This window comes from Neobacillus drentensis (assembly GCF_036966985.1).
Lineage (GTDB): Bacteria > Bacillota > Bacilli > Bacillales > Cytobacillaceae > Neobacillus > Neobacillus drentensis_E.
Genome location: NZ_JBALSN010000048.1, coordinates 1 through 12,407, shown reverse-complemented (window position 1 = coordinate 12,407; position 12,407 = coordinate 1). Strand labels below are relative to the sequence as shown.

Annotated in this window: 13 protein-coding genes; 11 read left to right on the top strand and 2 right to left on the bottom strand. The window is 41.3% G+C overall.

Annotation, left to right across the window (positions count from 1 at the left end; genetic code table 11):
* Together lon and yihA are read left to right on the top strand one after the other, a co-directional pair.
* Nucleotides 1-1,801, top strand: a 1,801-nt coding sequence (gene lon / locus V7659_RS03680) for an endopeptidase La (RefSeq protein ID WP_335538178.1), incomplete at its 5' end; no start/stop codon positions are given.
* Nucleotides 1,798-2,379 carry a ribosome biogenesis GTP-binding protein YihA/YsxC gene (gene yihA, locus V7659_RS03675; RefSeq protein ID WP_098574262.1) on the top strand — a complete coding sequence of 194 codons (582 nt, stop codon included), beginning with the start codon at nt 1,798-1,800 and terminating at the stop codon, nt 2,377-2,379. The genes lon and yihA, both read left to right, overlap by 4 nt.
* Nucleotides 2,380-2,408: 29 nt before the next feature.
* On the opposite strand, the gene V7659_RS03670 is transcribed toward yihA, so the two are convergent.
* A complete protein-coding gene (locus V7659_RS03670; RefSeq protein ID WP_335538176.1) occupies nt 2,409-2,897 on the bottom strand; it encodes a LiaF transmembrane domain-containing protein in 489 nt (162 codons plus the stop codon).
* 278 nt (nt 2,898-3,175) lie between these two features.
* On the opposite strand from V7659_RS03670, the gene hemA reads away from it, so the two are divergent.
* The 9 genes from hemA to ysxE all read left to right on the top strand — a co-directional run bounded on the left by hemA (nt 3,176) and on the right by ysxE (nt 12,181).
* A complete protein-coding gene (gene hemA / locus V7659_RS03665; RefSeq protein ID WP_335538174.1) occupies nt 3,176-4,519 on the top strand; it encodes a glutamyl-tRNA reductase in 1,344 nt (447 codons plus the stop codon).
* A 12-nt stretch (nt 4,520-4,531) separates the two neighbouring features.
* Nucleotides 4,532-5,365: a cytochrome C assembly family protein gene (locus V7659_RS03660; RefSeq protein ID WP_335538172.1), complete on the top strand. Its 834-nt coding sequence runs from the start codon at nt 4,532-4,534 to the stop codon at nt 5,363-5,365.
* 27 nt (nt 5,366-5,392) lie between these two features.
* The gene (gene hemC, locus V7659_RS03655; protein WP_335538170.1) at nt 5,393-6,328 is read left to right on the top strand and encodes a hydroxymethylbilane synthase; all 936 of its coding nucleotides are present in this window, start codon (nt 5,393-5,395) and stop codon (nt 6,326-6,328) included.
* Nucleotides 6,325-7,107: a uroporphyrinogen-III synthase gene (locus V7659_RS03650; RefSeq protein WP_335538169.1), complete on the top strand. Its 783-nt coding sequence runs from the start codon at nt 6,325-6,327 to the stop codon at nt 7,105-7,107. Before hemC ends, V7659_RS03650 begins: the two co-directional genes overlap by 4 nt.
* A gap of 3 nt (nt 7,108-7,110) precedes the next feature.
* Entirely contained in the window at nt 7,111-8,091 is a 981-nt protein-coding gene (gene hemB, locus V7659_RS03645) for a porphobilinogen synthase (protein ID WP_335538168.1), read from the top strand.
* Nucleotides 8,092-8,110: 19 nt separating this feature from the next.
* The gene (hemL, locus tag V7659_RS03640) at nt 8,111-9,397 is read left to right on the top strand and encodes a glutamate-1-semialdehyde 2,1-aminomutase (RefSeq protein WP_335538165.1); all 1,287 of its coding nucleotides are present in this window, start codon (nt 8,111-8,113) and stop codon (nt 9,395-9,397) included.
* 42 nt (nt 9,398-9,439) lie between these two features.
* Entirely contained in the window at nt 9,440-9,589 is a 150-nt protein-coding gene (locus V7659_RS03635; protein ID WP_335538164.1) for a hypothetical protein, read from the top strand.
* A gap of 163 nt (nt 9,590-9,752) precedes the next feature.
* Nucleotides 9,753-11,036 (top strand): stage VI sporulation protein D, encoded by a 1,284-nt coding sequence (gene spoVID, locus V7659_RS03630; protein ID WP_335538163.1) that lies wholly within the window; start codon nt 9,753-9,755, stop codon nt 11,034-11,036.
* Nucleotides 11,037-11,146: 110 nt separating this feature from the next.
* Complete coding sequence (gene ysxE / locus V7659_RS03625) at nt 11,147-12,181, top strand: spore coat protein YsxE (RefSeq protein WP_335538162.1); 1,035 nt, start codon at nt 11,147-11,149, stop codon at nt 12,179-12,181.
* Between the two features lie 18 nt (nt 12,182-12,199).
* Here the strand turns inward: ysxE and V7659_RS03620 are convergent, their stop codons facing one another.
* Entirely contained in the window at nt 12,200-12,391 is a 192-nt protein-coding gene (locus V7659_RS03620) for a hypothetical protein (RefSeq protein ID WP_144547838.1), read from the bottom strand.
* Nucleotides 12,392-12,407 lie beyond the last annotated feature (16 nt).

The following is a 12,407-nucleotide window of genomic DNA, read 5'->3' as shown; positions in this document are numbered from 1 at the left end:
GGAAAAGCAAGAAATCCTAGAAACAACCGATATCAAAGAAAGAGTGAACAAAGTAATTGATATCATCCATAATGAAAAAGAAGTTTTGAATTTAGAGAAAAAGATTGGTCAGCGTGTTAAGCGTTCGATGGAACGGACACAAAAAGAGTATTATTTACGTGAGCAAATGAAAGCGATACAAAAGGAATTAGGCGATAAAGAAGGCAAAACCGGTGAAATTGCTGAGCTTACGAAAAAAATTGAGCAAGCGGGCATGCCTGAACATGTGCTAAAAGCAGCACAAAAGGAATTAGACCGGTATGAAAAGGTACCAACCAGTTCAGCAGAAAGTGCTGTGATCCGAAACTACCTTGATTGGCTTATTAGTCTCCCTTGGTCGAATAAAACGGAAGATGACATTGACATTAACCGTTCAGAAAAAATCTTGAATCAGGACCATTATGGTCTTGAAAAGGTGAAGGAACGTGTCCTCGAATATTTGGCGGTTCAAAAGCTGACCAACTCGTTAAAAGGACCAATCCTTTGTCTAGCAGGACCTCCAGGGGTTGGTAAAACAAGCCTGGCTCGTTCGATTGCAACGTCACTCAATCGTCATTTTGTTCGTGTTTCACTTGGCGGAGTGCGTGATGAATCCGAAATTCGCGGGCATCGCAGGACCTATGTGGGTGCCATGCCAGGACGAATCATCCAAGGAATGAAAAAAGCAGGAACCATTAACCCTGTCTTTTTACTCGATGAAATTGATAAAATGTCCAGTGATTTCCGCGGGGACCCTTCGAGTGCCATGCTGGAAGTTCTAGACCCAGAACAAAATAGTAATTTTAGCGACCATTATATAGAAGAAACCTATGATTTATCTAAGGTCATGTTTATTGCAACAGCCAACAATCTATCAACGATTCCTGGACCGTTATTGGATAGAATGGAAATTATCACAATTGCCGGATACACTGAGCTTGAAAAGGTTCATATTTGTAGAGATCATTTGCTTCCAAAACAAATGAATGAAAATGGTCTTTCCAAAGGAGTTCTTCAAGTCCGCGATGATGCGATTCTAAAAGTCGTTCGTTACTACACACGGGAAGCTGGCGTTCGAAGTCTAGAACGTCAGATGGCGACTCTTTGCCGGAAAACCGCAAAAATTATTGTTTCCGGTGAAAAGAAACGCGTCATCATTACCGAAAAGAATATCGAAGAGTTTTTAGGAAAAACAAGATTCCATTATGGAATGGCAGAAAGCGAAGACCAGGTCGGAGTAGCGACCGGGTTAGCCTATACAACTGTGGGTGGAGACACACTCCAGATCGAAGTATCTTTAGCTCCAGGTAAAGGGAAACTTGTATTAACTGGTAAGCTTGGCGACGTCATGAAGGAATCCGCGCAAGCAGCGTTTAGTTATATCCGTTCTAAAGCGGAAGAACTAGGTATTGAAGAAGATTTCCATGAAAAATATGATATCCATATTCATGTGCCAGAGGGTGCCGTTCCAAAGGATGGACCATCAGCAGGAATTACCATGGCAACAGCGCTGGTATCCGCATTGTCAGGCCGGCCAATCCGCCGCGAAGTTGGGATGACAGGAGAAATTACGTTAAGAGGAAGAGTCCTTCCGATTGGCGGTTTGAAAGAAAAGACCCTTAGTGCCCATCGCGCTGGCTTAACGAAGATTATTCTTCCAAAAGATAATGAAAAGGATATTGATGATATCCCAGAAAGCGTAAGGAATGAACTGGATTTTGTCCTTGTTTCCCATGTGGATGAAGTCTTGAGGCATGCCCTTTTGGAAGGTGAAGTACAATGAAGGTAGTCAGTTCAGAAATAGTCATCAGTGCTGTAAAGCCAGAACAATATCCAGAAACAGATTTACCTGAATTTGCGCTTGCCGGCCGTTCCAATGTCGGTAAATCTTCTTTTATCAATAAAATGCTCAATCGAAAAGGTTTGGCGAGAATCTCTTCCAAGCCGGGAAAAACACAAACGCTAAATTTCTACTTAATAAATGAAATGCTTCATTTTGTGGATGTTCCAGGTTATGGGTACGCGAAAGTCTCTAAATCAGAGCGGGCAGCGTGGGGAAAAATGATCGAAACCTATTTTACATCACGCGAGCAACTGAGAGCAGCTGTGCAAATTGTTGACCTTAGACATCCACCATCAAAAGATGATGTGATGATGTATGATTTTTTAAAGCATTATGAGATCCCTTGTATAATCATCGCAACAAAAGCTGATAAGATCCCAAAAGGGAAATGGCAAAAGCATTTAAAAGTTGTCCGAGAGACATTAGACCTTGATAAAAATGACCAAATGATTCTTTTCTCTTCAGAAACTGGACTTGGGAAAGATGAAGCATGGTCAGCACTTAAGAGCTATATGTAAAAAGAAACGCCTGGCAATTGCGCCAGGCGTCATTTTTTTTTCTTCAGTAAAAAATAAATACCAACGACGATGAGCAGGGCGGGCCAAAACTTCCACACTAAACTCATACCGTTTTGGAGTAAATCAAAATATGCAGTAATTTTATCATAAAATAAGAGGAGAACAGCTAAAATAAGAAAGAGGAATGCTTGAAATAAACCAGAATTCGTCTTTTGAAAGCGCAGGAAAAAACCTACAGAAATAATTAATATTAGCATTCCAATCGTGTTACTTGGCCAAAAGGACATCTTGCCGACCAGGTGAAAATGGAGTCCAAAGCCAGCCATTATAACCCCAGGAAGAATTGCCTCGTACTCGTGTGCAGAATACCCCTGACCTAGAAAAGCAATTCCGACAATAATGAGTAGTGTCGGCCATGTGAAAAATTGTTGAAAAATAGTTATGCCGGATTGCTGCAACAAAAAGTAAGCACCAAAGCCGATAAGAATGATCCCAGGAAAAACTCGTTGATTCTTCATTAAAAACACCACACTTCCAGTAAGGTTCTCTTGAATCTTGTCCATTTTTTTGGTACTGTACATAGGGAAGTATTTTAAAAAAACATTTATCATGATTAAGAAAGTCTAAAGGAAACGTTGGTAAACTGTCCCTATTGGGATTGTTAATCGGCGACTTTACTTTAATATATTACCATATAGTTTCGTTTTCTGTTCACATTTTAGGAGCAAAAGTCGAAATTGCTCATGATATAATCATACTAGTTAAGTTGTAATATCTATTGGGGGTGTCCTTACAAATGCATACATTAGTGATCGGTATAAACTATAAAACTGCCCCTGTTGAAATTCGCGAGCGGTTGTCATTTAATGAAGCCGACCTTGCACATGCCATTAAAAAGCTAAATACCAAAAAAAGCATCCTAGAAAATATCATCTTGTCTACATGTAATCGTACGGAAATTTATGCGGTGGTAGATCAATTACATACGGGCCGCTATTATATTAAAGAATTTCTGTCAGAATGGTTCGGATTAGAACAAAAAGAATTTTCTCCGTTCTTATTTGTGTATGAAGATGATGGGGCGATCGATCATTTATTTAACGTGACTTGCGGACTTAATTCCATGGTTTTAGGAGAAACACAAATCCTTGGACAGGTTCGTACGAGCTTCATGTTGGCACAGCAGGAAGCAACAACTGGTACTGTATTTAACCATTTGTTTAAACAAGCGATTACCCTTGCCAAACGTGCTCATTCAGAAACAGATATTGGCGCCAATGCCGTTTCTGTCAGCTATGCAGCCGTCGAATTAGCCAAGAAAATTTTTGGGTCACTTGCTAACAAACATGTGTTAATTTTCGGTGCAGGAAAAATGGGAGAATTAGCGGCTCAAAACCTTCACGGAAATGGCGTGAAACAAGTTACGGTCATTAACCGAACGTATGAAAAGGCGATCGATTTAGCGAATCGATTCAGCGGTAAAGCGAGAACATTGGCTGAATTAGAGAAAGCAATGGTGGAAGCTGATATCCTTATCAGTTCAACTGGTTCGAAAGACTTTGTTATTTCAAAAGAAATGATGGTTGGCGTTGAGAAAAAACGCAAAGGGAAGCCATTATTTATGGTTGATATTGCTGTACCACGTGACTTAGATCCAAGAATCGGTGAACTTGATAATGTCTTTTTATACGATATCGACGATTTAGAAGGTATTGTTGAGGCCAACTTGCAAGAGCGCAAGAAAGCAGCTGAAAGAATCATGCTCATGATTGAAAAAGAAATCGTGGATTTCAAGCAATGGCTTGGAACGCTTGGAGTGGTGCCAGTCATCTCAGCACTAAGGGAAAAAGCCCATGCGATTCAATCTGAAACGATGGTAAGTTTGGAAAGGAAATTACCAAATTTATCAGAACGTGACTTAAAAGTTTTAAATAAGCATACAAAGAGTATCATCAACCAGCTCTTAAAGGATCCGATTTTACAAGCAAAAGAATTGGCTGCGCGTCCTGACGCAAATCAGGCAATGGAATTATTCATGAAAATTTTTAATATTGAAGAGCTTGTCCAAGAACAACATTCGAAAGCAGCCGAAACCAATCAAATACCGGTTACAACACCGCGGGCTTCCTTTCAGTCATAAGGGGTACATTCTATGTTTAATGTCTTTATGACAAGGCTTCACGAATTAACCGTTGTTCTCTACGCCTTTAGTGTGTTGTTATATTTTTTCGATTTTCTACACCATAACCGGAAGGCAAACCGTATTGCTTTCTGGTTACTTGCGTTTGTATGGGTTTTGCAAACCGTCTTTCTCGGAATCTATATGTATAAAACAGGCAGATTTCCGGTATTAACGATTTTTGAGGGACTTTATTTTTATGCTTGGATATTGGTTACATTATCCATTGTGATCAATCATTTATTACGGGTTGATTTTATCGTTTTTTTCACGAATATCCTTGGCTTTACGGTAATGGCCATTCATACATTTGCCCCAATGCAGTATAGTTCGCATATCATGGCAAAGCAGCTTGTTTCCGAACTATTGTTGATTCATATTACGATGGCTATTCTTTCATATGGTGCATTTTCCCTATCCTTTGTTTTCTCATCATTATATTTGCTTCAATATGATTTATTAAAAAGGAAAAAGTGGGGCACTAGGCTTATACGGCTAGCCGACTTAGATAAACTCGAAAAATCATCCTACATATTGGCTGTGATCGGTGTGCCAATGTTGCTGCTGAGTTTAATTTTAGGACTGCAGTGGGCCTTTCTTAAGGTTCCTGGGATGCCATGGTACGATATGAAAATCGTTGGATCATTTCTGTTATTAATAGCCTATAGTATCCTTTTATATTTGCATATTATGAAAAATTTATCTGGCAGAAAATTGGCCATTTGGAATACAGCGGCATTTTTAATTGTCCTAATTAACTTTTTCTTATTTGGTAGATTATCATCTTTTCATTTATGGTATGCGTAGGGCATAACCACCTCAGGAGGCACATTCATGAGAAAAATCATTGTAGGTTCTAGACGAAGTAAACTGGCTTTAACACAAACAAATTGGGTGATGGACCAATTAAAGAAGTTGGATCCTCGTTTCGAATTTGAAGTGAAAGAAATCGTCACAAAAGGGGATCAAATTCTTAACGTTACCCTTTCAAAAGTTGGCGGTAAAGGATTATTTGTAAAAGAAATCGAGCAGGCTATGCTTGATAAAGAGATTGATATGGCCGTGCATAGTATGAAAGACATGCCAGCTGTTTTACCAGAAGGACTTACAATCGGTTGTATCCCATTCCGTGAGGATCACCGAGATGCGCTAATCTCCAGAGGACATGTAAAGTTAAAAGATTTAAAACCCGGTGCAATTATCGGGACAAGCAGCCTGCGCCGCAGTGCTCAGTTATTAGTGGCGCGTCCCGATTTAGAGATTAAATGGATTCGTGGTAACGTAGATACAAGATTAGCAAAATTAGAAACGGAAGAATACGATGCGATTATTCTAGCAGCTGCAGGCCTTTCCCGCCTTGGCTGGACTTCAGACGTAGTCACTGAATTTTTGGATGCTGACCTTTGTATTCCAGCGGTGGGTCAAGGCGCATTATCGATCGAGTGCCGTGAAGATGATAAAGAACTTCTAGAACTTTTTGAAAAATTCACTTGTAAGAAAACAGAAAGAGCGGTCCGTGCCGAGCGTGCCTTCCTTCAAAAAATGGAGGGTGGGTGTCAGGTACCAATTGCCGGCTTCGCCTATGTGGCTGACAATGATGAAATTATCCTAAATGTGTTAGTGGCTTCACCAGAAGGACATGAAATCATTAAAGAAGAAGTGAGAGGGCATAACCCAGAAGAGCTTGGTGTGCAGGCAGCTGACCTTTTAATACAAAAGGGTGGTAAGGACCTGATTGAGAAGGTAAAACGGGAGCTTGAAGGTCAATGACCCAAACGTTCCCTTTGCTTGATAAGACCGTTCTTGTACCAAGAGGCGAAGGTCAAGCAAAATCCTTTTCACAGCTTGTTGAAAGGTACGGAGGGATTCCAATCGAAATCCCTCTTATTGCCTTTCGTCCGATTGAAAAAAATCAACGCCTTCACAATGCTTTTTTGGCACTTGATACATATGACTGGATTATTTTTACTAGCAATGTCACAGTTGAAACCTTCTTTTCTTTTTTAAAAAAGAAAGAGGCGGGTCGATCGTTTCCGAGAATCGCTGTGATTGGAAAAAAGACAGCAGAGGTTTTGGAAGCAATGGGATTCTCACCTGAGTTTGTTCCGTCCGCCTATGTGGCAGAAACGTTCGTGGAAGAATTTCGCCCATTATTGGATAGGGGTGCACGGGTGCTGCTTCCGAAAGGAAATCTTGCCCGGGAGTATATCGCGAAGTCCTTAACTGAATGGGGTGCTCAAGTGGATGAGGTTGTCATTTACGAGACATATCTGCCGGATGAAAGTCGCGATATGTTGGCTAGGATGCTAGCGGATCAACAAATCGATATTCTTACCTTTACAAGCCCTTCAACGGTTGATCATTTAATGACTGTCGTTAAAGAGTATGGATTGGACAAACAGCTTGGTAACTGCCTTATTGGCTGTATTGGTCCAGTTACCGAGAAAAAATTACATGACTATGGATTAACGGTCCATGCGTCACCTAAAGAGTATACCGTAAAAGAAATGATTAGTAGTATGATTGCATATTTAGAGACGGAGGAATAATAAATGGAACTTCAATTTAAACGTCATCGCCGCTTACGCTCGAGTGCGAGTATGCGTTCACTTGTTCGTGAAAATCACCTCAAAGCAGAGGACTTCATTTATCCACTTTTTATTTATGAAGGTGAAAATATCCGCAATGAAGTATCATCCATGCCGGGTGTTTACCAAGTATCGATGGATCATCTAGAGGCAGAAATGAATGATATCGTGGCACACGGAATTAAGTCGGTTTTACTATTCGGCATTCCGAAAACGAAAGATGCATGCGGTGAACAAGCCTATCACGACCACGGGATCGTTCAGGTAGCGACACGTTTTATCAAAGAAAAATTCCCTGAAATTATTGTTGTTGCTGATACATGTCTTTGCGAATATACAAGCCACGGTCATTGTGGAGTGGTTGAAGGGGAGAAGATTCTTAACGATCAATCTCTTGAATTGCTTGTAAAAACGGCTATTGCTCAGGCAGAAGCAGGAGCAGACATTATTGCCCCATCTAACATGATGGACGGCTTTGTTGCCGCTATTCGTGCGGGATTGGATGAAGCAGGATTTACTGAGATTCCGATTATGTCATATGCTGTGAAATATGCTTCAGCGTTCTATGGTCCTTTCCGTGAAGCAGCGGAGGGTGCGCCGCAATTTGGTGATCGTAAGACCTATCAAATGGATCCGGCGAACCGGATGGAAGCATTTAGAGAAGCAGAATCTGATGTCGCTGAAGGGGCAGATTTCTTAATCGTGAAACCAGGTATGCCGTACCTAGACATCGTCCGTGATATGAAAAACACCTTTAATTTACCAATTGTTATTTATAATGTAAGCGGAGAATATGCAATGGTTAAGGCGGCAGCACAAAACGGCTGGATTGATGAAAAAAATACCGTGCTTGAAATGTTAATGGGCATGAAACGCGCGGGTGCAGACTTGATCATTACCTATGCTGCAAAAGATGCGGTTCGCTGGTTAAGAGAAGACCAATAATATGAAAAGAGGGAACGGTATGCGTTCGTATACAAAGTCGATAGAAGCATTTAAAGAAGCCCAAGCTATTATGCCTGGCGGAGTAAATAGTCCGGTACGTGCTTTTAAATCAGTAAATATGGACCCGATTTTCATGGAACGAGGCAAAGGGTCAAAAATTTATGATATTGATGGCAATGAATACATTGACTACGTCCTTTCATGGGGACCGCTCATCCTTGGTCATACGAATGACCGTGTAGTAGAAGGCTTGAAAAAGGTCGCTGAACTTGGAACAAGTTTCGGTGCACCGACATTAATGGAGAATAAATTAGCTAATCTTGTGATTGAACGTGTCCCATCCATCGAAGTCATTCGGATGGTATCATCAGGAACAGAGGCGACAATGAGCGCGCTACGCTTAGCTAGAGGATATACAGGGCGAAACAAGATTTTGAAATTTGAAGGCTGTTACCACGGCCATGGGGATTCCTTGTTGATTAAGGCTGGTTCTGGGGTGGCTACACTAGGCTTACCAGACAGCCCGGGTGTACCTGAAGGGGTAGCCTCAAATACTATCACAGTCGCTTACAATGACCTTGAAGGCGTAAGATATGCGTTTGAACAATACGGTGAGGATATTGCCTGTATCATTGTTGAACCTGTTGCTGGGAACATGGGGCTAGTGCCGCCGCTTCCTGGATTCTTAGAAGGTTTACGTGAGATAACGTCAGCGAACGGCTCATTGCTAATTTTTGATGAAGTTATGACAGGCTTCCGTGTGGGTTATAACTGTGCCCAAGGCTATTTCAATATCACTCCTGATATCACTTGTCTTGGAAAAGTAATCGGGGGCGGACTTCCGGTTGGAGCGTACGGTGGTAAAGCAGAAATCATGAAGCAGATTGCCCCAAGCGGTCCAATTTATCAAGCGGGCACCCTTTCTGGTAACCCACTTGCGATGACAGCAGGTTACGAAACACTTAGCCAATTAACTCCAGAGCATTATAAGGAATTCATCCGTAAGGGGGATCTATTGGAAAAAGGTTTCAAGGCAGCTGCTGAAAAATATGATGTTCCAATCACATTTAACCGTGCAGGTTCAATGATTGGCTTCTTCTTTACTAATGAAGCTGTCATTAATTATGATGTAGCGAAATCATCCAATTTGGAATTCTTCGCGGCATACTACCGTGAGATGGCACTTCAAGGAATCTTCTTACCTCCATCACAATTTGAAGGCTTGTTCTTATCAACAGAGCACTCCGATGAGGATATCGAAAAAACCATCCATGCAGCGGAGATTGCCTTCTCGAAACTTAAATAAACTATTCTTGGCACCCACCGGGTTTGGTGGGTGTTTTTTTGTATGGTTAGAAGCATTATTTGTTTGTTGGGCCAGTCTGTGGACTGGCTTTTTGGGGAGCTTAAAAATGGGTTTGGCGGAATCCATCCGAGTTTTGGCGGAATACCTAACAAAGTTGGCGGAATAAAGTCCGGGTTTGGCGGAATAAATTAGATAATCGGCGGGAATCTCAGTCAACTTGGCGGAATCAGCTACGCTCCTTATACAAAATAATCTCGAAAACAACTTCATCTCCAAAAACTACGATTCTTTATCCTCAAAATTATCATAAATAAAGCTTAAGGGTCATAGAGTGTAAGTGACATAGTGATTTTGCGTGAAGGAAAAGAAAGGAGGAGTCGCTTTGTCCCAAGAGAACCAATCGTGCCTACGCTTTTCCTTGGAGGAGTCCTTGTGGTTTAGAAAAGGACAGGAAGTCGAAGAGCTTATTTCCATCTCTTTAGACCCGGACATTACCATCCAGGAAAACGACCAGTACGTAACCATAAGAGGTTCGCTCGAACTCACCGGCGAATATAAAAGTTACGAAACTAACAGTGAAAACGAAGAAGAAGGTGTAACATCACAAAAGTTTGTGGAAAGGGTCGATAACCGGGAGGAAGGAACTTGTGAATTTTCACACCGATTCCCTGTCGACATCACCATCCCAAATAATAGGATTCAGAGTATTTACGATATTGATGTTCTCGTTGAATCGTTTGACTATTCGATTCCTGAACGCAGCTGCCTGAAGCTGGCCGCAGAACTAACAATTAGCGGCTTATATGCGACCGAACAACAACAACAACCGCAGGAAGAGGCCACTGAAATTGAGGTTGTCCATCGTGCTGAACCTGAATATGAAGATGTGGAAGAAGTAGAAGTTGAATTGGAAACTGTTCAGAGCAGCTACCAAGATAACTTCTTGTTTGAAGCAGAGGCTAGAAAACAGCAAGAGGAAGAAGAGAGTGTAGAAGTCTTACCTAAATTTCCGACCTTCAATTACCAGCCGCAAGAAGAAATTGAAGAAGAGGAAAACGAACCTACATGGGAGTTACAGGAAGCAAGAATTGAAGAGCACCAGCCATCATGGGAGTTGCAAGAGGCCAGAAATCAAGAAAACCATCCTTCAGAGGAATTACAAGAAGTAAGAAATGAAGGGTACCATTCATCATGGGATATAGAAGAAGTAAAAAGTGAAGAGAACTCGCCAGCGTGGTATTTCCAGGAAGCAAGAAGTGAAGCTAGTCAGCCAGAGCAAGTGCAAGGGGTCGGTTTTGAAGCAGAACCACACCCAGCAGAGCATGTTGAAGAGGAAGTCAGTCAGGTAGAGGAAAGCTCTTCGTCACCGGAGGAAGCACCCCCAAAGAATATTAAAAAGAAAAAACCGGCCAAAAAGAAAAGCATGACATTAACCGAGTTCTTTGCTCGGAAGGATGAAAATGCGGAGCAAGCAAGAGTTAAGATTTGCATCGTCCAAAAGGGAGATACCGTGAGCAGCGTAGCTGATCGATATGATGTATCCGTACAAAACCTCCTTCGCGTCAACAATCTTGAAATCAATCAAGATGTATACGAAGGTCAAGTATTATATATACCTAGCAGCTTTGCAAAAAAATAATTAAAAGAGATGAGCGGGTTCTTTTGACCTGCTCACCTTCTTTTCATGACAGTAATATCGTCCACTAAGCGGCGATTACGCTTTTCCATTGGAAAGAGAGTTGAGTTTTCATGAATAACTCCAATCATCTAGCCACACTTGCACCGATCTTAAAACAATATCTTGTTGAACCTCAATTTGTAGAGGATTTTGGCAGCGTCCTCAAGGTTTATTCAAATAAAGGAACCTTTGCTTTAAAAAAAATTGACCCGTCGACTGGGGCAGATTTCATTCGCCATGTCCATCTTCTTTACCAAAAAGGATTTAACCGCATCGTTCCGATTTATCCTACCATGGACGGCAGGTATGCAGTTTTACATGAAAATAATCTCTATTACCTAATGCCATGGATGTCAAATGAACAAAAGGAAGACCGCGAGCACAGAAATCAACAGCTCTTTCGTGAACTAGCACGCCTTCATACTCTATCAGCCAAAGAAATTACCATGAATAAAGAAGAAAGAACCGAGCACTATGAAAAGACTCTTCAACAGCATGAAAAACAACAGGAATTTCTCGATGGTTTCATCGACGAATGTGAAAAAAAGACCTACATGTCGCCGTTCGAATTGCTCTATTGCCTCTACTACAATGAAATCAGCCAAGCGCTGAAATTCTCGAAAACCAAATTTGAAGAATGGTATGAAAAAACGAAAGACAATGAAAAGGCACGAATGGTGATTACGCACGGAAAATTGTCACCTGAGCATTTTTTATATGATGATAAAGGGTATGGATATTTTATAAACTTTGAAAATGCTCGCTATGGCTCACCGATCCATGACCTTCTGCCATATTTATCAAGAGCCTTAAACACTAATCCAAAGCGAAGCGATACGGCGGTCGATTGGGTCTATCATTATTTTAAATACTTTCCATTTAAAGCCGACGAAAAATTATTATTCTACAGCTATTTAGCGCTCCCGATTCCAATCATCCAAGTGGCAGAAAGCTACTATCGGAAGCAGCGCCCGAAAAATGAGTTAAAATATGTACGCCAGCTGCAGCACCGCTACTGGCATTTGAAAAATTCAGAGTATGTCGTTATGAGAATGACCGAGATTGATGCGCAGGCAGCAGCAAAAGAAGGAGCCCAGCAGCAGTAACCTTGCTACAAGGGCTCCCTAAACGATTTCAAAATAGATCGACACAGCAATCGCGACAAATAAAGTTAATAACACGATATCAAAGAATGTAGGAATGATCAGTGTTCGAATGAATTGGAAGACCACAAACGGAATAACTAATTGCGCTGCCACCCTCCGACAAGTCCGAAACCAGGGTTGGTATTTAAACTTATTCAAATTTCTCTTCACCAAAACCCCCCCTTTT